This window comes from Streptomyces sp. WM6378 (genome assembly GCF_001279695.1).
In the GTDB taxonomy this organism is placed as follows: Bacteria; Actinomycetota; Actinomycetes; order Streptomycetales; family Streptomycetaceae; genus Streptomyces.
The window spans coordinates 98418-121597 of record NZ_LGDD01000047.1 but is presented as its reverse complement, the minus strand read 5'-3'; the positions used below and the strand labels follow the sequence as shown (position 1 = coordinate 121597).

Sequence of the window (23180 nt, the reverse complement as noted above, 5' to 3'; positions counted from 1 at the left end):
CCTCCGCTCAAACCCCCAGCTCTGCCGCGACCCGCCCGTCCCGTACGGCAGCGGTCAGCACCGCGTGGTCGGCCTCCGTGCGGTCGGCGTAGGTCACCGCGAAGGCGGCCACCGCTTCGTCGAGCTCTTCGTTCTTTCCGCAGTACCCGGCTATGAGCCGCGGATCGACGCTGTGCGCATGCGCCCGGGCGAGCAGCGCGCCCGTCATGCGCCCGTAGTCGTCGAGCTGGTCGGCGGCTAGCGCGGCGGGGTCCACGCTGCCCTTTCGGTTCCTGAACTGCCTTACCTGGAAGGGGCGGTCGTCCAGGGTCGTCCAGCCGAGCAGGATGTCGCTGACCACCTGCATCCGCTTCTGCCCGAGCACCACGCGCCGCCCTTCGTGCCCGACGTCGGGCGTCTTGAACCCGGCTTTCGCCAGATGCGGCAGCAGCGCCGAGGGCCTGGCCTCCTTGACCTGGAGCACGAGAGGTTCGCCCCGGTGGTCGAGCAGCAGCACCACGTACGAGCGTGTTCCGACGCTCCCCGTGCCGACCACCCGGAAGGCCACGTCGTGGATCGCGTACCGGGCGAGCAGCGGCAGCCGGTCCTCGGACAGGGTGCCCAGGTACTGCTCCAGCGAGGCGGCGACCGTTGCCGCCTCGGCGTCGGTCACGCGGCGCAGCACCGGGAGCGCGTCGACGAAGTGCCGGCTGCCGTCCTCGCCCTGCTCGGTCGCCTTGGTGGCGAAGCGCGCGCTGGTGTTGTTGCGGGCTTTTTCGGAGACCCGTTCCAGGGTGCCGAGCAGGTCGTGGGCGTCGGCGTGGGAGACGAGTTCCTCGTCGGCTATGGCGTTCCAGGCGTCGAGGACCGGCAGCTTCGCGAGCAGGCGCATGGTGCGGCGGTAGGCCCCGACCGCGTCGAACGCCGCTGCCCGGCAGGTGACTTCGTCGGCGCCGGCCTCCCGGCCCGCCAGGACCAGCGAGGCAGCCAGCCGCTTCACGTCCCATTCCCATGGGCCGGTCACGGTTTCGTCGAAGTCGTTCAGGTCGATGACGAGACTGCCGCGTGCGTCGCCGTACAGGCCGAAGTTGGCCGCGTGTGCGTCTCCGCATATCTGCGCGCCGACGCCGGTGACGGGCGTGCCGACCAGGTCGTGCGCCATCAGTCCGGCCGAGCCGCGCAGGAACGCGAAGGGACTGGCGGCCATGCGGCCCACGCGTATCGGCGTGAGCTCGGGCACCCGGCCCGCGTTGGATTCCTCCACCGCGCGGACGGCGTCCGGCCGGTCGGCGGAGAGCAGCAGCGAGTCGTGCGAGGCGCGCGGGAACCGGTCCCGCAGCGCCTTCCCTTCGGCCTTCGGCGATCCCTGCGCCCGGCGCCTTCCCGTTCCTGATGCGTGCGGGCGGCGGGCGAATCCGGGGACCTCGGGGATCCGGCCCCGCCCGTCCTCCGCCCCGGCCCGCTGTGCCGGAACCACCGCGTCGACCTCGCCCATGGCGTGCCGCCTCCCCCGTCTCGTACAACGTCCTTGTAACGTCCTTGTGCAGCGCTCTCGTTCAACATCAAGAGCTCAACTGCCCCTGACGGTACAGGCGCTGGCGAAAGATCGTCTCCCCCTGTGGATAACTCTCGGGGGCCCGGACTCCGCTTGCGTCGAGCGCCTGGGCACAGGGGATCGCCGGCCCCCTTCTCGACAGCCAGGCCTGCCGTCGTTTCACGTGAAACAGCGAAACGACGGCAGGGCCGACACCAGGAAACGGGAGGGCGCGGGATCGGAACCAGGCCCGACCACGAACCCCTACAGCCCCGCGTCCCGCGCCAGCAGCGCCGCCTGGACCCGGTTCTCGCAGTCCAGCTTTGCCAGGATGCGGCTGACGTACGTCTTCACCGTGGCCTCGCTCATGTGGAGCCGCTTGCCGGCGTCGGCGTTGGACAGCCCTTCGCCCAGCAGTGCCAGGACGTCCCGCTCGCGCTCGGACAGCACGCCGACCCGGCGCCTGGCTTCCTCGCCACGGGCCGCTGCCCGGCCCGTGGCGAGCTGGTCGACAACGTGCCGGGTGGCGGCGGGCGAGAGGTAGGCGTCACCCGCGGCGGCGGCGCGTACCGCGCGGATCAGTTCGGCGGGCGCGGTGTCCTTGAGGAGGAATCCGGCGCCGCCGTGTTCCAGGGCGCGCAGGACATTCTCCCGCTCCCCGAACGTGGTGAGGATGATCACTCGCGCCGCCGGTACGGTCCTGCGCAGCTCGGCCAGCGCGCTCAGCCCGTCCATCTCGGGCATCTGGATGTCGAGCAACACCACGTCCACGGCGTGGGAGCGGGCGAGTTCGACGGCTTCACGGCCGTTGGTGGCCTCGGCGACGACGTCGATCGCCGCGTCCGAAGTGAGGATCATGCGGATCCCGGCCCGGATGAGGGGCTCGTCGTCGGCGATCACGACCCTGATGCGTGGTCCCGTCACACCCAAATCCTGTCCTGATCCTGTCCTGTACGCCGCCGGAGCCGCGCCCGAGCCGGCCTCGGGCCGCCCCGCGCCGCCGCTAGCGCGCCACTTCGTACGACTTCTTCTCGATCAGCTTGCCGTCCTTGAAGCAGAACCGGAACACCGGCTCGGTCTTGAGGCCCTCACCGGTGTCGGAGGACATCAGGACCAGGCACTGGGAGCCTTCCGGTTCGGCGGGGCCCTTTCCGGCAAGGCCCGAGGTCAGCACGGTGTCGCCGCTCGGCAGCTCGTTGCGGACCTCGGCTTCGGAGGTGCCGACCTTGATCTTGTCGTACTGGGACGGATCGATCATGCCTTTCTCGGCCGATCCGGCGAGGAAGAACAGTCCGACTCCGGCCGCGATCGCGAGCAGTACCACTGCCCCCACGGCGATTCCGCAGCCCAGCGCGACGCCTCCGGCCCTGTTCCTGCCGCCCATGCCCAGCTCCTTCTCCGCGATGTTCCAGTCCACGACCGGACCACCGTCGCCGAGCGGCGGGGCGGGTGACTGCTGTCGGAAGTCGTCGGGGGCATCGACGAACGTCGCGGCCTCGGCCGCCCCGTAGGGCAGTACGCCCGCGACGCGGAAGCCGCCGTCGTCGGTGGGGCCGGTGTGCACCATGCCGCCGACGAGCCGGGCCCGCTCGTGCAGCCCGGTGAGGCCCTGGCCGCCGCTGACCACTTCGCCGGCCTGGTCCGCGGCGGCGCGGTCGACGACTCCGTTGACGACCTCGACGACGAAGGAATCCGGTTCGTAGCGCAGTTCCACGCTGATCGGAGCGCCCGGAGCGTGCTTGTACGCGTTGGTCAGGGCTTCCTGGACGATCCTGTACGCCGCGTGGTCGCCGGCGGCGGCCAGCAGCCGGGGCTCGCCGCTGGCGCGCAGTTCCACGGTGTTCCCGGCGGCGCGTGCGGCGGCCACGAGTGTCTGGATCCCCGCGGTGCCACGGGCGGCGGGCTGGGCTCCGTCGGGTGCGGCGGGGGCTTCGATGCCGTCGCGCAGGATGCCGACGACCTCGCGCAGTTCGTGCATGGCGGCGACCGAGGCCTGCCGCAGCACGCCGACGGCCTCGCGCTGGCGGCCGGTCAGTTCGGGGTCGACTTCGAGGGCGCCGGTGTGCACGGAGATGAGGGCCAGCTGGTGGCCGAGGCTGTCGTGCATGTCCTGGGCGATGCGCTGGCGTTCGCGCAGCCGGGCCTGGCCCGCGACCATGGCGCGCTCGCGGAGCAGCTGGGCGTTGTGTTCCTGCATGGCGCGCAGCAGGGTGCGCCGCTGGGACCAGTACCGGCTGGTGAGGCCGGGTACGACGGCCACGGCCAGGAAGAACAGGGTGCTGAAGATGCCCATGAGGATGGGCTGTGCGATGGGCCACAGCGTGATGACGCCGAGGACCAGGTAGATGACGAAGGCGGCCGTGAAGGCGGCGAGGGCCCGTCCCGCGCCGACGATGCGCCGTCCCGCGGACCAGGCCGCGACCATCAGGAGAGGGGCGGTTTCGCCCGCCGCCATGGACAGGGCGGCCGCCGCGAGCAGCACACTCGCGGGAAGGGAACGGCGCAGCAGCGACAGCACCGCGACGCCGAGGGCGACGGCCGCGGCCCGCAGCGGTCCTCCGGTGAGCAGCCCGATCCCGCCCGACATCAGGGCCAGCACGAGCGCGAGCGCGGCCTCGCCGACGATCCGGCGCCGCGTCCAGGGCTCGGGCCCCTTCAGCAGGCGCCATCCGCTACGGACCCTCGATGACACATCCACGCCCGCACCCTAGGCAGCGTGCCCCCTTGGCGACGGCTCTCTTTCGTCGCGCCTCGCCGAGACAAAAGTCGACCTGTTCATGGCACCCGAGCGACTCCTGGGTTTGCCCGCCCTGGAACGCGACATATGACACAGAAGAAACAGAGGAAGGGACAGAGCGCGTGAGACAGAACATCGTGAGACGGAACCCGGGGAGTGCGCGTTCGCACCGCGCCCGGACATACCGCGCAGAGCCCGGACATACGAAGGAAGCCCCGCAGATCCGGGGATCTGCGGGGCTTCCGACTTGTGCGCGAGGGGGGATTTGAACCCCCACGTCCCGAAGGACACTGGCACCTGAAGCCAGCGCGTCTGCCGTTCCGCCACTCGCGCAAGAGTGGTGTGCTGGGCTCTCTCACTGTTTGGTGCGATTGCCTGGCGACGTCGAGAAGATTAGCACGCTGCGCAGGGTGGATTCACATCCGTTGTTTGCGGCGACCCTGTGGAGAGGAGCAGATCAGGAGAGAGGCAACCCCCGGCATCGTTACCCGCTCCTCCTGAGTGCACCCCAGGTGCGGGACACTGTCGGGAAGCCACCTCTACGATCCGTACGAGAGGTGCGTGTGAGAGGTGACACTCGTCCACAAGGCACAGAAGGGGAACCAGCCGATTTCCCGACGCGTGGATACGATCAGTAAGCAGTACCAAGAGCGTGACCCAGAGCAGAACCGGCAGCAACACCAGGACGGCAACGACGGAGGAGGTGCCCCATGGGAGTCCTGAAGCGTTTCGAGCAGCGTCTCGAAGGCCTGGTCAACGGCACCTTCGCGAAGGTCTTCAAGTCCGAGGTCCAGCCCGTCGAGATCGCCGGCGCGCTCCAGCGCGAGTGCGACAACAACGCGTCGATCTGGAACCGGGACCGCACGGTCGTCCCCAATGACTTCATCGTCGAGCTGAGCGCTCCGGACTTCGAGCGGCTCAGCCCGTACTCGGGCCAGCTCGGCGACGAGCTGTCCGGCCTGGTGCGTGACTACGCGAAGCAGCAGCGCTACAGCTTCATGGGCCCGATCAAGGTGCACCTGGAGAAGGCCGAGGACCTCGACACCGGTCTGTACCGGGTGCGCAGCCGCACGCTCGCGTCCAGCACCGACCAGCAGGGCCAGCAGGGTCCCCAGGGCCCCGGCCCGGGTGCCCCGCAGCGTCCCGCGGCGCCCGCGGCCCCTCAGGGCGGCCGTGGCGGCTACGGGTACCCGCCGGCCGCGGCCCCGCCCATGCCTGCAGCGCCGCCTCCGGGCCGCCCGGCCGCTTCGCCCGCCGACCGCCGTCCGGCGGGTCCGGGGCCGATGCCGGGCGGGCACGGCCAAGTGCGACGCTGGATCGAGATCAATGGCACCCGCCACCAGATCTCCCGCCCGACTCTGGTCCTTGGCCGCAGCACCGATGCGGATGTGAGGATCGACGATCCCGGCGTCTCGCGCCGGCACTGTGAGATCCGGACCGGAACGCCCCCGACGATCCAGGATCTCGGGTCCACCAACGGCATCGTGGTGGACGGGCAGCACACCACCCGCGCTACGCTCCGCGACGGCTCGCGGATCGTCGTGGGCAGCACCACCATCGTTTACCGGCAAGCCGAAGGGTGAAGCGGGGGCAATGTCAGAGCTGACCCTCACGGTCATGCGGTTGGGTTTCCTCGCCGTACTGTGGCTGTTCGTCATCGTGGCCGTCCAGGTCATTCGCAGCGACCTGTTCGGTACGCGCGTCACCCAGCGCGGTTCGCGCCGGGGCAATGACGCGAACCGGCAGCAGCAGACCGGCAGGCAGGCCGCCGCAGGCGCCGCGCCACCGCCGCAGCGCGGCCAGCAGCAGGGTGGTGGCGGGCGGCAGCGTCGCGGTGCCCCCACCAAGCTGGTCGTGTCCGAGGGCACCCTCACCGGCACCACGGTCGCGCTGCAGGGCCAGACCGTCACGCTGGGCCGGGCGCACGATTCGACGATCGTCCTGGACGACGACTACGCGTCGAGCCGCCATGCCAGGATCTATCCGGACCGGGACGGCAATTGGATCGTCGAGGATCTCGGGTCCACCAACGGCACCTACCTGGACCGGACCCGGCTCACCACCCCGACCCCGATTCCGCTGGGCGCGCCGATCCGCATCGGCAAGACCGTCATCGAGCTGCGGAAGTAGTACGACAATGAGCGAGCGGAGCGAGCGAGCCGCGGCGGTCCCCAGGGACCGGGACGGGCTCCCGACCGGAGGGTGGGCAGTGTGGCTCGACATGACCGGCTGTACCCCGAGCCGACAGGCGAGGTGCGCATGAGTCTCTCCCTGCGTTTCGCCGCCGGATCGCACAAAGGCATGATCCGCGAGGGGAACGAGGACTCCGGTTACGCCGGTCCCCGTCTCCTCGCCATCGCCGACGGCATGGGCGGTCAGGCCGCCGGTGAGGTCGCCTCGTCCGAGGTGATCTCCACGCTGGTCACGCTCGACGACGACGTACCCGGCTCGGACATCCTCACCTCGCTGGGTACCGCCGTGCAGCGAGCCAACGACCAGCTGCGCATGATGGTCGAGGAGGACCCCCAGCTGGAGGGGATGGGCACCACGCTCACCGCTCTGCTGTGGACGGGGCAGCGCCTGGGTCTCGTGCACGTCGGCGACTCGCGCGCCTATCTGCTGCGCGACGGCGTCCTCACCCAGATCACCCAGGACCACACCTGGGTGCAGCGGCTGGTCGACGAGGGCCGCATCACCGAGGAAGAGGCCACCACGCATCCGCAGCGCTCGCTCCTGATGCGGGCGCTGGGCAGCGGCGACCACGTCGAGCCCGATCTGTCGATCCGTGAAGTGCGGGCCGGCGACAGGTACTTGATCTGTTCCGACGGCCTGTCGGGGGTGGTCTCCCACCAGACGATGGAGGAGACCCTCGCCAGCTACCAGGGCCCGCAGGAGACCGTGCAGGAGCTGATCCAGCTCGCGCTGCGCGGCGGCGGCCCCGACAACATCACGGTGATCATCGCCGATGTGCTCGACGTCGACGCCGGGGACACCCTGGCGGGGCAGCTCAACGACACCCCGGTCATCGTGGGCGCGGTCGCGGAGAACCAGCTGCAGCTGAACGACGGCGGCGCCATGCAGACCCCGGCGGGCCGCGCCTCCGGGCTCGGCCGCCCCGCGCCCTCGCCCCCGGGCGGCTTCGGCCCGCCCGGCAGCGGTGAGGACAGCGGCGGCTACGGCAGTCCGCCCGAGGGCGCCTTCGGTTCGTACACGGACGAGGACTTCGTCAAGCCGCGTCGGCGTGGCAAGGGCCGGTGGATCCGCCGGTCCCTGTACATCGTGCTGGCCCTGGCGGTCGTCGGCGGCGGTCTGTACGGCGGCTACCGGTGGACGCAGACGCAGTACTTCGTCGGCACCAACAACGACGGCACTCCGCACGTGGCGCTGTACCGGGGCATCAGCCAGGACCTGGCGTGGGTGAAGCTCTCCAAGGTGGAGACCGATCACCCCGAGATCGAACTCAAGTACCTCCCGCAGTACCAGCGCAACCAGATCGACTCGACGATCGCCGCGAGCAGCCTCGACAAGGCGCAGGCCAAGATCAAGGAGTTCGCGACACAGGCGTCCGCCTGTCAGAAGGAGGAGGCGCGCCGCGCCGCCGAGAGCAACAACGCCTCGAAGCCCGGCACGGGCGCGACCGGCGCCCCGTCCAACAAACCCACCACCACCGCATCTCCCACACCCGGCCCCAGCCTCTCGGAGGACGAGCAGAAGCTGGTCTCGCAGTGCGGTAAGCAGTAGGCAGCCGTAGGGGGCCTTTCCACACCATGAGCGTTGTCACCAACACGACCACCATTGGCGCGATCGAAGCACCGAGCCGCCGCAACACCGAGCTGGCCCTGCTGATCTTCGCCGTGGCCATCCCGGTGTTCGCGTACGCCAACGTGGGGCTTGCCATGACCGGCAAGCTTCCTTCCGGCATGCTCGGATACGGTCTGGGCCTGGGCCTGATGGCGGGTGTGGCGCACTTGGTGGTGCGTAAGTTCGCCAAGTACGCCGATCCGCTGCTGCTGCCGCTCGCGACGCTGCTCAACGGGCTCGGCCTGGTGCTGATCTGGCGCTTGGACCAGTCGCCGCGGCTGATCCAGCGCGCCAAGAGCGCATGGGGCAAGTTCTCCCCGGACGCCCCGCACCAGCTGCTGTTCACCGCGGTCGGCGTCGCCCTGTTCATCGGCGTGCTGCTGCTGCTCAAGGACCACCGGATCCTGCAGCGGTACACGTACATCTCGATGGCGGCCGCGCTGTTCCTGCTGGTCATTCCGATGTTCTTCCCGGCCGTCAACGGCGCGAAGATCTGGATCTCGATCCCCGGCCTCGGCACCATCCAGCCCGGTGAGTTCGCGAAGATCATCATCGCGATCTTCTTCTCCGGCTACCTGATGGTGAAGCGGGACGCGCTCGCGCTGGCCAGCCGCCGCTTCATGGGCCTGTACCTGCCGCGCGGCCGTGACCTCGGACCGATCCTGGTCATCTGGGCGATGTCCATCCTGATCCTGGTCTTCGAGACGGACCTCGGCACCTCGCTGCTGTTCTTCGGCCTCTTCGTGATCATGCTGTACGTCGCCACCGAGCGGACCAGCTGGATCGTGTTCGGCCTGCTGATGTCGGCGGTCGGCGCGGTGGGTGTGGCCACCTTCGAGTCGCATGTGCAGCAGCGGGTGAAGGCGTGGATGGACCCCTTCGCCTGCTACAAGACGGACGGCGCCTGCCAGCAGATCGGCGACGCGATCATGTCGTTCGGCTCCGGCGGCACGCTCGGCACCGGCCTCGGCCAGGGCAACTCCGACCTCATCGGCTTCGCCGCCAACGCCGACTTCATTCTCTCCACCGTCGGCGAGGAGCTGGGCCTGGCCGGAATGATGGCGCTGCTGCTCCTTTACGGCCTGATCGTGGAGCGCGGGGTGCGCACCGCGCTCGCCGCCCGCGACCCGTTCGGCAAGCTCCTCGCGATCGGTCTGTCCGGCGCCTTCGCGCTCCAGGTCTTCGTCGTGGCCGGCGGTGTGATGGGCCTCATCCCGCTGACCGGTATGACGATGCCGTTCCTCGCGCAGGGCGGTTCGTCCGTCATCGCCAACTGGGCCCTGATCGGCATCCTGATCCGGATCAGCGACACCGCGCGCCGCCCCGCGCCGGCGCCCGCCCCGTCCCCCGACGCCGAGATGACCCAGGTGGTCCGACCGTGAACAAGCCCCTGCGCAGGATCGCGATCTTCTGCGGGCTGCTCATCCTGTCGCTGATGATCCGCGACAACTGGCTCCAGTACGTGCGGGCCGACGAGCTGAACGCGAGCGATTTCAATCGCCGCGTCCAGATCGAGCGGTTCGCCCACGAGCGCGGCAACATCATCACGGCCGACGGCCAGACGATCACCGGCTCCACGGAGACCTCGGGCACGGACTTCAAGTACAAGCGGGTCTGGAAGGACGGCGCCATGTGGTCGCCGGTCACCGGGTACGCCTCGCAGGTCTTCGACGCGTCGCAGCTGGAGAAGCTCGAGGACGGCATCCTCTCCGGCACCGACAACCGGCTCTTCTTCGACCGCACGCTGTCGATGTTCACCGGCGAGAAGAAGCAGGGCGGCAACGTCGTCACCACCCTGAACAGCGCCGCCCAGAAGGCCGCGTTCCAGGGCCTCGGCGACAAGAAGGGCGCGGTCGCGGCGATCAACCCGCAGACCGGCGCCATCCTCGCGCTGGCCTCGACGCCCTCGTACGACCCGTCGGTGTTCGCGGGCAGCAGCAACAAGGACAGCAGCGCCTACAAGACTCTGCTGGACGACAAGAACCAGCCCATGCTGAACCGGGCGCTGCGCCAGACCTACCCTCCGGGCTCCACCTTCAAGGTGGTCACCGCCGCCGCGGCCCTGGAGAACGGGCTGTACTCCGGCATCGACGACCCGACGCGGTCGCCAGTGCCGTACATCCTGCCGGACACCGCCCACCAGCCACTGAATAACGAGGGCAACATCCCCTGTGAGAACGCCACGCTGAAGGTGGCTCTCCAGTGGTCCTGCAACACCGTCTTCGGCAAGATCAGCGCCGACCTGGGCAACGAGAAGATGAAGGCCGAGGCCGAGAAGTTCGGCTTCAACAAGCAGATCTTCAACCCGGTCCGCACCGACGCCAGCATCTACCCGAAGGACAACCGCCCGCAGAACGCCATGGCGGGCATCGGGCAGGCCTCCAACCGTGCGACCCCGCTCCAGATGGCCATGGTCGCCGCCGCCGTCGCCAATGACGGCAAGCTGATGAAGCCGTACATGGTCGACCAGCTCCAGGCACCGAACGTGGACGTGCTCTCCAAGACCCAGCCGGAGCAGATGAGCCAGCCGCTGTCGGCCGCCAATGCCCAGAAGCTGCAGAAGATGATGGAGTTCGTGGTCACCGACGGCACCGGCAAGAACGGCCAGATCCCGGGCGTGACCGTCGGCGGCAAGACCGGTACCGCCCAGCACGGTGTCGACAACAACGGCAACCCCTACGCCTGGTTCATCTCCTACGCGAAGACCGGGGACGGCTCCCCGGTCGCGGTCGCCGTGGTGATCGAAGGCTCCGACACGACCCGTGACGACATCGCGGGTGGCGCGCTTGCGGCCCCCATTGCCAGGAACGTGATGAAGGCGGTGCTCGACAGCAAGAAGTGATCCGGGCTGTTTCACGTGAAACGGTCGCTCGTTTCACGTGAAACATCACACGTGCCCTGTACCGGTCCGGTATCAGGTGACGGTCGCGAGCTGATCAGCTTGCGGTGCCCGGTAGCGTATGCGCGAACAGCACACCGCCGGACCACCCATGGGTACGGTCGGGACAGACGGAGAGGGCTGGATTAGCTATGGAAGAGCCGCGTCGCCTCGGCGGCCGGTACGAGCTGGGCCAGGTGCTCGGCCGTGGTGGCATGGCGGAGGTCTACCTCGCGCACGACACCCGGCTCGGCCGCACCGTCGCCGTGAAGACGCTGCGGGCCGACCTCGCCCGCGACCCGTCCTTCCAGGCCCGGTTCCGCCGTGAGGCCCAGTCGGCCGCCTCGCTCAACCACCCGGCGATCGTCGCTGTCTATGACACCGGCGAGGACTACGTCGACAACGTCTCCATCCCGTACATCGTGATGGAGTACGTCGACGGTTCGACCCTGCGTGAGCTGCTGCACTCCGGGCGCAAGCTGCTGCCCGAGCGCACCCTGGAAATGACCATCGGCATCCTCCAGGCGCTTGAGTACTCGCACCGCAACGGGATCGTCCACCGCGACATCAAGCCGGCGAACGTCATGCTGACGCGCACCGGCCAGGTCAAGGTCATGGACTTCGGCATCGCCCGCGCCATGGGCGACTCCGGCATGACGATGACGCAGACCGCCGCCGTGATCGGCACCGCCCAGTACCTCTCCCCGGAGCAGGCCAAGGGCGAGCAGGTCGACGCGCGAAGCGACCTGTACTCGACGGGCTGCCTGCTGTACGAGCTGCTCACCGTCCGGCCCCCCTTCGTCGGGGACTCGCCGGTCGCGGTGGCCTACCAGCACGTACGCGAGGAGCCGCAGCCTCCCTCCAACTTCGACGCCGAGATCACGCCCGAGATGGACGCCATCGTCCTGAAGGCGCTGGTCAAGGACCCCGACTACCGCTACCAGTCGGCGGACGAGATGCGCGCCGACATCGAGGCCTACCTCGACGGTCAGCCGGTCGCCGCGACCGCCACCCTGGGCGCGGTCGGCTACGGCAACGGCAACGGGTACAACAGCGGCTACGGCAACGACCAGCCGACGACCGCACTGCGCCAGGCCGACCCGGGTGCGGGCCAGACCTCGATGCTGCCGCCGGTCAATCCGGACGACGGCGGTTACGGCTACGACGACCGCCCCGACCGGCGCCGCCAGAAGAAGTCCCACACCTCGACGGTCCTGCTGATCCTGGCGGGGGTCCTGGTGCTGGTCGGCGCGATCCTGATCGGCAAGTCCGTCTTCAGCGGCAACGCCGACAGCACCTCGGTGAGCGTGCCCAACCTCGTCGGCAGCAGCCAGGGCGACGCGGAGAAGCTGGCGACCAACGCCGGCGTCAAGATGTCCGTGACCAAGAACGAGCCGTGCGCGGACCAGCCCAAGGGCAACATCTGCACCCAGGACCCGGCGAACGGCAACATGAAGAAGGGCCAGACCGTCTCGGTCACCGTCTCCACGGGCGCGCCCAAGATCGAGGTCCCGGACGTCACGCAGAAGGACAAGGACAGCGCCACGCAGCTGCTCCAGAACAAGGGCTTCCAGGTGAAGACCAAGGAGGTCGAGTCCAGCTCGACGCCGGGCACGGTCGTCAACCAGGACCCTACGGGCGGTTCGCAGGCGGAGAAGAACTCGACGGTCACGCTTCAGATCGCCAAGAAGCAGACGACGAAGATGCCAGATGTGACGGGTTCGGACTACAACACCGCGGTCCAGCAGCTCAGTGCCCTCGGCTTCACGAACGTCTCCCGCCAGGACGTGGACAACCAGAGCCCGGTCAACCAGGTCGTCTCGATGACCCCGACCGGCAACACCAGCCAGCCCAAGGACGTCCAGATCGTCCTGAAGGTCTCCAAGGGGCCGCAGAGCCAGACTCCGCCCAGCGGCCAGGTGGCGATTCCGCAGGGTCTGGTCCTGAAGACCGTGAAGAACGCCACGCAGATCCTGAACGACGCGGGCTTCAGCAACATCCAGTTCGCACCGGGCAGTTCGAACGACGAGAAGGCGCACGTCACGATGGTCACGCCCGGCTCGGGCACCATGGTCGACCCGAACCAGCCGGTCACGCTGACCACGATCGGTGGCGGCGGCGGATCCCAAGGCGACGGCGGCGGCAACTTCCCGTTCGGCGGCCCGTCCGGCGGCGCCCCGCTGACCTAGTCCGCCACCGCGCTCAGCACTGAGCCCCGGCACCCTATGAGGGTGCCGGGGCTCAGTGCCGTACTGGCTCGGTCTCAGCGCCGTATAGGCGGTGTCGTAGCAACTCGGCTTACTACTTGCGCAGTTCGGCCGGCGGGGTGCGCTTGGCGTCGACCTTCTCGGTGCGCACCAGCTCGCCCCACACGATGTAGCGGTACTTCGAGGTGTAGACCGGGGTGCAGGTCGTCAGGGTGATGTACTGGCCGGGCTTCTTGGCACCCGACTCCTTCGGGACCGGCTGCAGGACGTCGACGTTGTACTTCGACGTCTCGGTCAGCTCCGCGAACACCTTGTAGACGTACCAGGTGTCCTTGGTCTCGAAGACGACCGGATCGCCGGTCTTCACCTTGTCGATGTTGTGGAACTTGGCGCCGTGGCCGTCCCGGTGGGCGGCGAGCGTGAAGTTGCCGTTCTTGCCCGCGCCGGGCAGCGTCGCCTTGACCGGGTCCGTGTAGTAGCCGGCCACACCGCCGTTGAGGACGTCGGTGTCGGTGCCCTTCTCGACGAGCACCTCGCCGTTCTTCATCGCCGGCACGTGCAGGAAGCCGATGCCGCCCTTGGTGTCGAGGGCGCCCGGGCCGGTGGAGGCCGCCCAGTCGCGGCGCACGCTGTCGCCCTGCGCGGACGCCTCGCGGTCGGCCATGACGTTCGTCCACCACAGCGAGTAGACGACGAAGAGGCCGAGCACCAGGCCCGCGGTGATGAGGAGTTCGCCGAAGACGCTGATGACGCCGGCGAGGGCGCCGCGGCCGCGCCGGGCCGGAGCAGGTCCGGGCGTGCCGGTCCGCTCGTCGTGGTCGGTTCCTGTCGCCACCGCACCCGCCCCTGCTGTCCGTTCGGTCATTCCACGAGCGCGTCGGGCTTGCCCTTGCTGCGCGGTCGGTCGTCGACCATCTTGCCCCACACGATCAGCCGGTAGGTACTCGTGAATTCCGGCGTACATGTCGTCAGCGTCAGATAGCGGCCGGGCTTGGTGAATCCGGATCCGACGGGGATCGGCTTGAGCACCGACACGTTCGCCGGCGAGGTCTGCGGGAGCTCGCTGGTGATCTCGTAGGTGTAGTACGCGTCCTGCGTCTCGACGACGACCTTGTCGCCCGCCTTCAGCCGGTTGATGTACCGGAACGGCTCGCCGTGGGTGTTGCGGTGGGCGGCGACCGCGAAGTTGCCGGTCGCGTCCGCGGGCATGGCCGTCTTGAGGGAGCCCTCGTCGTAGTGGCCGATCATGCCCTTGTCGAGGACCTTCGCCTTGCTGGTGCCCTGCGCGATGGGGGCGACGATGTCCAGCTTGGGGATGTGCATGATGGCGAAGCCCTGGCCGGGCGCGAACGTGCCCGGCTTGCGGCCGTCCGCCCAGTCCTGCGCGATCTTCTTGGCGGCGCTGCCCGCCTCCTGATGTGCGCGGACGTTGGTCCACCACAGCTGGTACGTCACGAACAGGAGCATCACCACGCCCAGCGTGATGAACGCTTCGCCCACGACCCGGCTGGCGATCACGGCGGCGCTGTCCTTGCGCGCCTTGGCCGCCCGCCGCGCCTCGGCCCGGGTGAGCCGCCGCCCGTCCGGCTCGGGAGCGGGGGTGGGAGCCGCGCGTCCCTTGCCCTTGGCGGCCCTGCGCCGCTCGGCCCGCCCTCCGGTGGCCGGCGGGACCGCGGTGGCCGAGGGGACCGATATCGGTTCCGAGACGGGTATCTCAGGCTCGGCCCGGAAGTCCGGCGCGACCGGCTCGGCTATCGGCTCCTGCGCGGGGTACCAGTCCTGTTGATAGGCCGCGGGGCCCGGCTCGTACCACTCCTGAGGTTCCGTCAGCGGCTCGGTGGCGGGCGCCGCCAAAGGCTCGGCCACAGGCCCGGATACGGGCTCCTGTACGGGGGCTGAAGCCTCGGGCGGCAGGTTGTCGGTCCGGAACCAGGGCGATCCGTGCCCGCCCGGTGGCAGCGGGTCCGTCAGCGGGTCGTACTCGTGCTCCGGACGCACCGCAGTCACGCTGCGGCCTTGCCCACCACCGGCGCGAGCCCCGCCGACCGCTCGACGGCCCCCGCGTCCCCGCATCGGACCAGCCAGTTGGCCAGCATGCGGTGACCGTGCTCGGTCAGGACCGACTCGGGGTGGAACTGGACGCCCTCGACCGGCAGTTCACGGTGGCGCAGCCCCATGATGATGCCGTCCTCGGTGCGGGCGGTGACTTCGAGCTCGCCCGGCAGGGTCGCCGGCTCGGCGGCCAGCGAGTGGTAGCGGGTCGCCGTGAAGGGAGAGGGGAGCCCCGCGAAAACGCCTGTGCCCTGGTGCAGCACCGGCGACGTCTTGCCGTGCAGCAGCTCGGGGGCCCGGCCCACGACGCCGCCGTACGCGACCATCATCGACTGCATACCGAGACAGACGCCGAAGACGGGGACGCCGGTTGCGGCGCAGTGGCGCACCATGTCGACGCAGACGCCCGCCTGTTCGGGGGCGCCGGGGCCGGGGGAGAGCAGGACGCCGTCGAAGCCGTCCTGGGCGTGTTCGAGGGAGACCTCGTCGTTGCGGACGACCTCGCACTCGGCGCCGAGCTGGTACAGGTACTGGACCAGGTTGAAGACGAAGCTGTCGTAGTTGTCGACTACGAGAATGCGCGCGCTCACCGGGCTGCCGTCCCCATCCCCTGGTCCACCGTCACGTCGTTGAACGGGAGCAGCGGCTCCGCCCACGGGAAGACGTACTGGAAGAGCACGTAGACGATCACGAGCACCATCGCGAGCGAGATGAGCGCCCGCAGCCACGCGTTGCCCGGCAGATGCCGCCAGATCCAGCCGTACATGCTGTCCCCGCTGTCCCTTCCGACGATCGTTACGGCACCAGACTAAGGGGCCGGGCTGTGGTGTGGGGTCAGCCGTCCAAAGCTGTGGGTTTGCCCTGCGTCACGGGCTGGGTGGAGTCGAGGTGTCCCCAGGCGATCAGCCGGTGGCTGCTGCCCCACTCCGGGTCGCAGGTGGTGAGGGTCAGATAGCGGCCCGGTGAACGGAACGGCGACTCGGCGGGGACGGGGTCGATGACGCCGACGTCGCTGGGCACGGTCCGGTAGGGCTTGTTGTCGATGCGGTAGGTGTACCAGGTGGTGTCGTCGCGCAGGACGACCGCGTCGCCGGGCCGCAGTTGCGGGAAGTCCTTGAACGGGTCGCCGTAGGTGCGCCGGTGGCCGGCGACGGAGAAGTTGCCCTGCTGGCCGAGCCGGGTGGTGTTGGCGTAGTGGCCGAGGCCCTTCTGGAGGTCCTTGACGGCGGTGCCTTCGAGGACGGGCTTGTGCCAGCCCTCGCCGAGCCGGGGGATGTACATGACGGCGAAGGAGCGGCCTTCGGTGTACGCGGGCGGCGGGGCGGCCTTCTGCGGTGCGGCCGGGCGGGGCGGCGGGCTCTGGGCCCACTGCTGCTGCAGGCCGGATATCTGGTCGCTCGCGGCGCTGTCGGCCTTCACGCCCGTCCAGTACAGGAGGTACGCGACGAACAGGACGATCAGGGTGCCGACGGTCAGGCACAGCTCGCTGAAGGTCCTCACGACGATCCGCACGGACATCGGAGATGCCCCCTCCCGCGCGCTACTTCACCGGTTTCGCGTAGTGGAGATCCACTGTGCCCGAGTAGGCGGCGAGAGTCATCGTCTTGTGCTCGTCGACTTTCCAGCCGAGCCCGTAGGCCTTCACGTACAGCTGGTAGTTCTGGATCGCCTTGGAGGCGCCGAGCGCCCCGCGCAGCTTCCCGGTGTCCCCGACCGCCGTGATCTTGTACGGGGGCGAGTAGACGCGGCCCTGGAGGATCAGGGTGTTGCCGACGCAGCGCACCGCGCTGGTGGCGATCAGGCGCTGGTCCATGACCTGGATGCCCTGGGCGCCGCCCTGCCACAGCGCGTTGACGACGGCCTGCAGGTCCTGCTGGTGGATGACGAGGTCGTTGGCCTGCGGGGCCGGGTAGCCGGGGGCGGCGGTGGCGTTGGGCGGGGCGTCGTTGAGCGTGACGGTCAGGCCCTTGCCGGAGACCGGCGCGGTGCCCGAGGCGTCCTTGAGCCCGTTGAGGAGCTGGTCCTGGGCCTTGGTGGAGCCATCGTCGCGCTGGGCGAGCGCGTCGACGTCGCCGCGCAGCGCCGCGGTGGAATCGCCGAGTTCCTTGTTCTTGTGGTCGCGCTGTTTGATCAGGTCCGACAGCTTCAGGAGCGACGCGTCGGTGCGGATGTTGGTGCCCTTGGCCGTGTTGAAGCTGGTGACGAAGATGAGGCCGGCGAGCGCGAACACGGCGGCGGAGAGCAGCCGTACGGGGCGGGCGCGCAGGCGGCGCCGGGGCTGCTCGGGGACCCCGTCGGGGGAGTCGGCAGAATTGCTCAACGTACCCTTATCTCCTTCGGCGCCACGGAAGCACTACGCTAACGGACGCTTGGGGGAGGCTTCCCCCGCAGTCCAGTCCCCCGGCGCCGCCACAGTTCCCTGCGCGGTCACGCAGCGCATCGACAGGAGAGTTCCTCGTGCCGAAGTCACGTATCCGCAAGAAGGCCGATTTCACGCCGCCGCCCGCGAAGCAGGCGACCGCCATCAAACTGGGCAGCCGCGGCTGGGTGGCCCCGGTGATGCTGGCGTTCTTCCTCATCGGGCTCGCCTGGATCGTCCTCTTCTATGTGACCGAGGGCGACCTACCGCTCAAGGCGCTCGGCAACTGGAACATCGTCGTCGGCTTCGGCTTCATCGCGGGCGGCTTCGGCGTGTCCACGCAGTGGAAGTAGCGCTGTTCACGTAGGGGCGGGAGCGGCGAAAGCAAGCTCTGCCCCCAGTTATCCACAGCGCTATCCACGGGGAGTGGATAACTCAGACGATCTGTGGATAACTTCCGGAAGGTTGACGCCGGTGTGACTGGTTCCACCGGCCTCCACAGCCCATACGCCCCTTGCCCCGCCTGGAAAGACCCAGGCCAGGAGCGAGGGGCGCAGGCGTTCCCCACCCGGTGCACAAGTTCGAGCACTCGCTGTGGACAACTCTGGGGAAAGCTCGTACCCGTTGTGGTCAGGTGAGCTGCGCGGTGCGGATCACCACGATGACGGCCGAGACCGCGAGCACCAGCGCGCAGGTCCCCCACTGCGCGAGACCGCGCCGCTCGGCAGGGGCGTGGACCATGCCGATGCCGACCAGGACGCCGGAGACCAGACCGCCCACATGGGCCTGCCAGGCGATGCCCGACCACGCGAACGTGATGATCAGGTTGACCACGAGCAGCCCGATGACCGGCCGCATGTCGTACTTCATCCGCCGCATCAGCACCGCCATGGCACCGAACAGGCCGAAGATCGCGCCGGACGCGCCGAGCGAGGGCTCGTTGGAGGCGGCGAGCAGGTACGTCAGCGCGCCGCCCGCCAGGCCCGACACGAAGTACAGCGCGAGATAGCGGGCCCGGCCGAGCGCGGCCTCCAGGGGGCCGCCGAGCCACCACAGACTGAGCATGTTGAAGGCGATGTGGGCGATGCCGCCGTGCAGGAACATCGAGGTCAGCAGGCGGTACCACTGGCCCTCGGCGACACCCTGCACGCCGTCGAAGCCAGGGATGCCGGCCCGGCCAAGGAGGAAGAACGCGTCGGTGAACCGGTCCCCGACCGTCTCCTGCACCAGGAACAGGGCGACGTTGATCCCGATGAGGATCTTGGTGAACAGCTGCGGGTCGCCCGCCGCCAGGACCCCGCCGGCCAGCGTGCGCGGCTGGTTCGCGGTGGGGGCGTGACCGGTGCCGGAGCCGGAGCGTACGCATTCGGGGCACTGGAAGCCGACCGACGCGCTGATCATGCACTCGGGGCAGATCGGGCGCTCGCAGCGGGCACAGCTGATGCCGGTGTGCACCCCGGGGTGCCGGTAGCAGCTGGGCAGGCCGGCCTGCCGCGCCTGATCCTCGTCCTGGTTCATCGGGCTCCCTCGTCCTCGTGCAGCAGCTCCGCCCCGCCCGTCATACGGACGGGCGGGGCGGAAAGGTTCCCTGCGGAGCCGGAGATCAGCCTTCGCGGGTCTCCACGACGACCGACTGGATGACCACGTCGTCGACCGGGCGGTCGGTGCGCGGGTTGGTCTTGGCGGCGGCGATGGCGTCCACCACCTTGCGGCCCGCGTCGTTCGAGACCTCGCCGAAGATGGTGTGCTTGCGGGTCAGCCACGCGGTGGGCGACACGGTGATGAAGAACTGCGAGCCGTTGGTGGCCGGGCCTGCGTTGGCCATGGCAAGGAGGTACGGCTTGTCGAAGCCGAGGTCCGGGTGGAACTCGTCGGCGAACTCGTAGCCCGGGCCGCCGGTGCCGTTGCCCAGCGGATCGCCGCCCTGGATCATGAAGCCGCTGATCACGCGGTGGAAGACGGTGCCGTCGTACAGCGGGTCCGTGGTCTTCTGGCCGGTCGCCGGGTTCGTCCACTCGCGCTCGCCCTTGGCGAGTTCCACGAAGTTCTTGACCGTCTTGGGTGCGTGGTTCGGCAGGAGCCGAATCTCGATGTCGCCCTGGTTGGTCTTCAGGGTGGCGTAAAGCTGCTCGGCCACGATCTGCCTTCCTTAGAGGTCTGCGCTGACGTCCCACGATCCTCGCACGGACCGCACCGGCGAACGGGAAAGCGCCCGGTTACCGACAGATACCCGCTGAACGGTCCCGTACTGCCCGCAACCGTGGCATTGTCGACGGCAAGCTCCCTCCAGTACTGCGCCCCGCACCGCGCCCCCAGGTGCTTCGAAGACTCGATGCCCACCCGGATGCCTTTGAGCACATGCCGGGTACCCGCAGGACAGGCATGATTTCGAGATGGGTGGAAAGGCGACATACCGAACCGCCACCAAGGAGGAGGATCACGTGACCCGCATGGAGAGCGTGCGCGCCGCGACCGGAACGGCGAAGGAGAGCGTGCTGCACGCCGCGGAAGTGGTGGCGCCCTACGCCGACTCGGCCAGGCAGCAGGCCGCACAGTATGCCCAGCACTACGCCCAGGAAGCGCGCGTCCGCGTCGCGCCGAAGGTGTCGAAGGCCGCGGCCCAGGCCCGCACCCAGGCCCGGCAGCAGTACGACGTCCACCTCGCGCCGCGCGTTCCGGCGAGGGTGGACGAGGTGGCCCACCAGGCCGCGGAGCGCTCGCGCCGGGCCGCCCGGCAGGCCGCCGACTACGCCGCCCCGCGCGTGGAACAGGCGGTCGCCGCCGCCCAGCCGCTGCGCGAGGAGGCCATGGCACGCTCGGCGGCGGCCCTGGCGGCGCTGCGCGGGCAGGTGACGACGCAGGAGATCGAGAAGCTCGCGCGCAAGCACCGGCGCCGGGCCACGGCGGCCCGCGCCTGCAAGGGCTTCGCGATCCTCGGCATCCTGGCGGGCGGCGCGTTCGCCGCGTGGCGGTGGTGGGACAAGCAGGCCAACCCGGACTGGCTGGTCGAGCCCCCGGAGCCGACCGAGGTCGCCGACCGCCCCCCGCTCACCTCCGTGGACGGCAGCGCGACCGACGCCCTCGATCCCGAGGTCCAGGCCAAGCAAGCGGCGGAAGAGGCAGCGGAGCGCGACGAACGGCGCTGAGCAGAACTGAGCGACACCGATCGGAACCGATCGGCACGAAACGCGGCGGACGCCCGGCGGCCTGTTGAGGCCGCCGGGCGTCCGTCTTGGCCGCGCCGCCGTCAGGCGCGCTGCTTTCCGGCCCGCACCAGGCACCAGGCGCCGCCGCCGAGGACCACGAACGTCACCGAGCGGACCACCGGGCGCGCCATCAGACCGAGGTCCGCTCGCTTCCCACCCCCAACTCACCTTCGCCGCGTAGCGGTTCGACGTCCGCCTTCACGACATCGTCAGGCTGCGTCCCCTCCCGACAACCAAGATCGCCCCGGGCACGAAAAAGGTCCCCTGCCCCGCGTTTCCGCAGGTCAGGGGACCTCTAGTGATGTGGAGCCTAGGAGATTCGAACTCCTGACATCTGCCTTGCAAAGGCAGCGCTCTACCAACTGAGCTAAGGCCCCGGATGAGGTGTTGCGGGACCAGAGTACCGGGTGGAACCGGGGATCTCGCAAAAGGATTGGGACTCCCGGTGAACGACCACTCTCCGTAAGATGCTCGTCGAGGTTCGCACCCGTGAAGCGGCCTCAATGGGGAAGCGATGGGGAGACGCGCAATGGACACAGCACAGCAGGAAGCGACCGCCAGAGCCAGGGAGCTTCAGCGCAGCTGGTACGGGGAGCCACTGGGGGCGCTCTTCCGACGGCTGATAGACGACCTCGGGCTCAATCAGGCCCGGCTCGCCGCTGTTCTGGGGCTCTCGGCGCCCATGCTGTCGCAGCTGATGAGCGGGCAGCGCGCCAAGATCGGCAATCCGGCCGTGGTGCAGCGCGTCCAGGCGCTCCAGGACCTGGCGGGGCAGGTCGCCGACGGCAGTGTGAGCGCCGTGGAGGCCACCGACCGGATGGAAGAGATCAAGAAGTCCCAGGGAGGCTCGGTGCTGACCAACACCGGCCAGACGACGTCCAGTTCGGGCGCACCGACGGTACGACGTGTGGTGCGCGAGATCCAGTCGCTGCTGCGTTCTGTGGCGGCCGCGGGCGACATCATCGACGCCGCCGAGACCCTCGCCCCCGCCCACCCCGAGCTGGCAGAGTTCCTCCGGGTGTACGGCGCGGGTCGCACCGCAGAGGCGGTCTCGCACTACGAGTCGCACCAGAGCTGACAACGGTCCGATCGATCCTGGGGGCATCGGGTGGGCGAGGTCTTCGCCGGTCGGTACGAGCTGGTCGACCCGGTCGGGCGGGGCGGGGCCGGAGCCGTCTGGCGCGCCTGGGACCGGCGCCGGCGCCGCTATGTGGCGGCGAAGGTGCTCCAGCAGAGCGATGCCCACACCCTGCTGCGGTTCGTCCGCGAGCAGGCTCTCAGGATCGACCACCCGCACGTGCTCGCACCGGCCAGCTGGGCCGCCGACGACGACCAGGTCCTGTTCACCATGGACCTGGTCGGCGGCGGCTCGCTGGCCCATCTGATCGGCGACTACGGGCCGTTGCCGCCCCGGTTCGTGTGCACCCTGCTCGACCAGCTCCTGGCCGGCCTCGCCGCGGTCCACGCGGAGGGCGTCGTGCACCGCGACATCAAACCGGCCAACATCCTCCTGGAGGCCACCGGAAGCGGCCGCCCCCATCTGCGGCTGTCCGACTTCGGCATCTCGATGCGCAAGGACGAGCCCCGCCTCACGGAGACCAACTACGTGGTGGGGACGCCTGGTTACTTCGCGCCCGAGCAGATGATGGGCGCCGAACCCGACTTCCCGGCCGACCTGTTCGCCGTCGGCCTGGTCGCGCTCTACCTCCTGGAGGGCAGCAAGCCGGACGCGCGGGCCCTCGTCGAGTACTTCACCGCCCACGGCACTCCCGGCGCCCCTCAGGGCATCCCCGAGCCCCTCTGGCAGGTCCTCGCGGGGCTGCTCCAGCCAAACCCGCAGAACCGGTTCCGCACGGCCACGGGGGCGCGCAAGGCGCTGGCCTCGGCGGTGGAGCTGCTGCCCGAGCAGGACCCGGACGAGGAGCCCGTCGAAGTCTTCGACCAGATCGGCCCCCTGCCCCCCGGCTTCGCCGAGCAGGGCCCCGAAAACCCAGCCCCGTCCCCGTCCCCGGAAACGTCCGCCTCCTTAAGGAGGGAGGGCGTACGGCAGCAGGACGTACAACAGCCTGACATGCACGGGCGCATGGAGCAAGGCCAGCCCCAACAGACCGGGCGGTCGCGGCAGTTCACGTCCGGGCCGTCGCCATCCGGCCAGATGCCTTCGCTGCCCGTCCCCGGCGCCATCCCCCCGCGTACGTCCCTCCGCAGCACGAGCAGACGCCGCCCACGCCCGCGACGACCCCGTACACGGCGCCGTACCCCAATGCGGCCGTGCCGCCCCAAGTTCCCGTCCGGGGAACCTCTTTCGGGCCCTCCGCACCCCGGCCTCGGCCGGGGCCGCCCGCCAAGGCCGTGGTGCCGGTGCTCCTGGTGGCGCTGGTGTGTTTCGCGGTCGGCTTCTGGGCGCTGACGCGGATCTGAGGGTCC

The 23180-nt window shown here is 69.5% G+C and carries 21 protein-coding genes and 2 tRNA genes; 10 read left to right on the top strand and 13 right to left on the bottom strand.

Translation table 11 applies throughout. The features are described from left to right. Positions 1-7: 7 nt before the first annotated feature. The 4 genes from ADK54_RS07550 to ADK54_RS07535 form a co-directional block, all read right to left on the bottom strand. Complete coding sequence (locus ADK54_RS07550; protein WP_053724749.1) at positions 8-1474, bottom strand: DUF2252 domain-containing protein; 1467 nt, start codon at positions 1472-1474, stop codon at positions 8-10. Positions 1475-1777: 303 nt separating this feature from the next. Beyond that, entirely contained in the window at positions 1778-2437 is a 660-nt protein-coding gene (locus ADK54_RS07545; RefSeq protein WP_053724748.1) for a response regulator transcription factor, read from the bottom strand. Between the two features lie 79 nt (positions 2438-2516). Continuing rightward, the gene (locus tag ADK54_RS07540; protein ID WP_053724747.1) at positions 2517-4211 is read right to left on the bottom strand and encodes a sensor histidine kinase; all 1695 of its coding nucleotides are present in this window, start codon (positions 4209-4211) and stop codon (positions 2517-2519) included. Positions 4212-4500: 289 nt separating this feature from the next. After that, positions 4501-4583: transfer RNA gene (locus tag ADK54_RS07535), tRNA-Leu, on the bottom strand. A 377-nt stretch (positions 4584-4960) separates the two neighbouring features. Here ADK54_RS07535 and ADK54_RS07530 point away from each other — a divergent pair. From ADK54_RS07530 to pknB, 6 genes are all read left to right on the top strand, one after another. Then, positions 4961-5833: an FhaA domain-containing protein gene (locus ADK54_RS07530; RefSeq protein WP_053724746.1), complete on the top strand. Its 873-nt coding sequence runs from the start codon at positions 4961-4963 to the stop codon at positions 5831-5833. 10 nt (positions 5834-5843) lie between these two features. Beyond that, positions 5844-6380, top strand: coding sequence for an FHA domain-containing protein FhaB/FipA (locus tag ADK54_RS07525; protein WP_053724745.1), 537 nt, complete (start codon positions 5844-5846; stop codon positions 6378-6380). Between the two features lie 129 nt (positions 6381-6509). Continuing rightward, complete coding sequence (locus tag ADK54_RS07520; RefSeq protein WP_053724744.1) at positions 6510-7991, top strand: Stp1/IreP family PP2C-type Ser/Thr phosphatase; 1482 nt, start codon at positions 6510-6512, stop codon at positions 7989-7991. A 26-nt stretch (positions 7992-8017) separates the two neighbouring features. Beyond that, on the top strand, positions 8018-9433 hold the full coding sequence (locus ADK54_RS07515) for an FtsW/RodA/SpoVE family cell cycle protein (protein ID WP_053724743.1): 1416 nt from the start codon (positions 8018-8020) through the stop codon (positions 9431-9433). After that, positions 9430-10893 (top strand): penicillin-binding transpeptidase domain-containing protein, encoded by a 1464-nt coding sequence (locus ADK54_RS07510; RefSeq protein WP_053724742.1) that lies wholly within the window; start codon positions 9430-9432, stop codon positions 10891-10893. The genes ADK54_RS07515 and ADK54_RS07510 overlap by 4 nt, the downstream gene beginning before the upstream one ends. 188 nt (positions 10894-11081) lie before the next feature. Continuing rightward, on the top strand, positions 11082-13118 hold the full coding sequence (gene pknB / locus ADK54_RS07505) for a Stk1 family PASTA domain-containing Ser/Thr kinase (protein WP_053724741.1): 2037 nt from the start codon (positions 11082-11084) through the stop codon (positions 13116-13118). 112 nt (positions 13119-13230) lie between these two features. Here pknB and ADK54_RS07500 read toward each other — a convergent pair whose 3' ends face one another. From ADK54_RS07500 to ADK54_RS07475, 6 genes are all read right to left on the bottom strand, one after another. Then, positions 13231-13971 (bottom strand): class E sortase, encoded by a 741-nt coding sequence (locus ADK54_RS07500; RefSeq protein WP_053724740.1) that lies wholly within the window; start codon positions 13969-13971, stop codon positions 13231-13233. Positions 13972-13997: 26 nt separating this feature from the next. Next, positions 13998-15209: a class E sortase gene (locus ADK54_RS07495; RefSeq protein ID WP_078966188.1), complete on the bottom strand. Its 1212-nt coding sequence runs from the start codon at positions 15207-15209 to the stop codon at positions 13998-14000. Next, positions 15140-15778, bottom strand: coding sequence for an aminodeoxychorismate/anthranilate synthase component II (locus tag ADK54_RS07490; RefSeq protein WP_053724738.1), 639 nt, complete (start codon positions 15776-15778; stop codon positions 15140-15142). Before ADK54_RS07490 ends, ADK54_RS07495 begins: the two co-directional genes overlap by 70 nt. After that, positions 15775-15954, bottom strand: coding sequence for a hypothetical protein (locus ADK54_RS07485; protein WP_053724737.1), 180 nt, complete (start codon positions 15952-15954; stop codon positions 15775-15777). The genes ADK54_RS07490 and ADK54_RS07485 overlap by 4 nt, the downstream gene beginning before the upstream one ends. Before the next feature lie 68 nt (positions 15955-16022). Beyond that, complete coding sequence (locus ADK54_RS07480) at positions 16023-16706, bottom strand: class E sortase (protein ID WP_053724736.1); 684 nt, start codon at positions 16704-16706, stop codon at positions 16023-16025. 22 nt (positions 16707-16728) lie between these two features. Next, positions 16729-17508: a DUF881 domain-containing protein gene (locus tag ADK54_RS07475; protein WP_078966187.1), complete on the bottom strand. Its 780-nt coding sequence runs from the start codon at positions 17506-17508 to the stop codon at positions 16729-16731. Between the two features lie 137 nt (positions 17509-17645). On the opposite strand from ADK54_RS07475, the gene crgA reads away from it, so the two are divergent. Further along, positions 17646-17900, top strand: a complete 255-nt coding sequence (gene crgA / locus ADK54_RS07470; RefSeq protein WP_053724735.1) for a cell division protein CrgA — start codon at positions 17646-17648, stop codon at positions 17898-17900. 277 nt (positions 17901-18177) lie between these two features. Here the strand turns inward: crgA and ADK54_RS07465 are convergent, their stop codons facing one another. Together ADK54_RS07465 and ADK54_RS07460 are read right to left on the bottom strand one after the other, a co-directional pair. Continuing rightward, entirely contained in the window at positions 18178-19065 is an 888-nt protein-coding gene (locus ADK54_RS07465; RefSeq protein WP_053724734.1) for a rhomboid family intramembrane serine protease, read from the bottom strand. 85 nt (positions 19066-19150) lie between these two features. Beyond that, positions 19151-19684 carry a peptidylprolyl isomerase gene (locus ADK54_RS07460; protein WP_053724733.1) on the bottom strand — a complete coding sequence of 178 codons (534 nt, stop codon included), beginning with the start codon at positions 19682-19684 and terminating at the stop codon, positions 19151-19153. 304 nt (positions 19685-19988) lie between these two features. Between ADK54_RS07460 and ADK54_RS07455 the strand changes: the two genes are divergently transcribed. Beyond that, a complete protein-coding gene (locus ADK54_RS07455; protein WP_420717271.1) occupies positions 19989-20693 on the top strand; it encodes a DUF5324 family protein in 705 nt (234 codons plus the stop codon). A gap of 364 nt (positions 20694-21057) precedes the next feature. On the opposite strand, the gene ADK54_RS07450 is transcribed toward ADK54_RS07455, so the two are convergent. Then, positions 21058-21130, bottom strand: a tRNA-Ala gene (locus ADK54_RS07450). Between the two features lie 152 nt (positions 21131-21282). Between ADK54_RS07450 and ADK54_RS07445 the strand changes: the two genes are divergently transcribed. Together ADK54_RS07445 and ADK54_RS07440 are read left to right on the top strand one after the other, a co-directional pair. Continuing rightward, positions 21283-21831 (top strand): helix-turn-helix domain-containing protein, encoded by a 549-nt coding sequence (locus tag ADK54_RS07445; protein ID WP_053724731.1) that lies wholly within the window; start codon positions 21283-21285, stop codon positions 21829-21831. Between the two features lie 30 nt (positions 21832-21861). Then, positions 21862-23163, top strand: a complete 1302-nt coding sequence (locus ADK54_RS07440; protein ID WP_420717270.1) for a serine/threonine-protein kinase — start codon at positions 21862-21864, stop codon at positions 23161-23163. Positions 23164-23180: the final 17 nt, after the last annotated feature.

Bases quoted from the DNA above. Each gene is read 5' to 3' on its own strand.
- ADK54_RS07465 (WP_053724734.1), bottom strand. From the start codon at position 19,065: ATGAACCAGGACGAGGATCAGGCGCGGCAGGCCGGCCTGCCCAGCTGC.
- pknB (WP_053724741.1), top strand. From the start codon at position 11,082: ATGGAAGAGCCGCGTCGCCTCGGCGGCCGGTACGAGCTGGGCCAGGTG.
- ADK54_RS07550 (WP_053724749.1), bottom strand. From the start codon at position 1,474: ATGGGCGAGGTCGACGCGGTGGTTCCGGCACAGCGGGCCGGGGCGGAG.
- ADK54_RS07480 (WP_053724736.1), bottom strand. From the start codon at position 16,706: ATGTCCGTGCGGATCGTCGTGAGGACCTTCAGCGAGCTGTGCCTGACC.
- ADK54_RS07485 (WP_053724737.1), bottom strand. From the start codon at position 15,954: ATGTACGGCTGGATCTGGCGGCATCTGCCGGGCAACGCGTGGCTGCGG.
- ADK54_RS07515 (WP_053724743.1), top strand. From the start codon at position 8,018: ATGAGCGTTGTCACCAACACGACCACCATTGGCGCGATCGAAGCACCG.
- ADK54_RS07495 (WP_078966188.1), bottom strand. From the start codon at position 15,209: ATGCGGGGACGCGGGGGCCGTCGAGCGGTCGGCGGGGCTCGCGCCGGT.
- ADK54_RS07525 (WP_053724745.1), top strand. From the start codon at position 5,844: ATGTCAGAGCTGACCCTCACGGTCATGCGGTTGGGTTTCCTCGCCGTA.
- ADK54_RS07445 (WP_053724731.1), top strand. From the start codon at position 21,283: ATGGACACAGCACAGCAGGAAGCGACCGCCAGAGCCAGGGAGCTTCAG.
- ADK54_RS07520 (WP_053724744.1), top strand. From the start codon at position 6,510: ATGAGTCTCTCCCTGCGTTTCGCCGCCGGATCGCACAAAGGCATGATC.
- ADK54_RS07530 (WP_053724746.1), top strand. From the start codon at position 4,961: ATGGGAGTCCTGAAGCGTTTCGAGCAGCGTCTCGAAGGCCTGGTCAAC.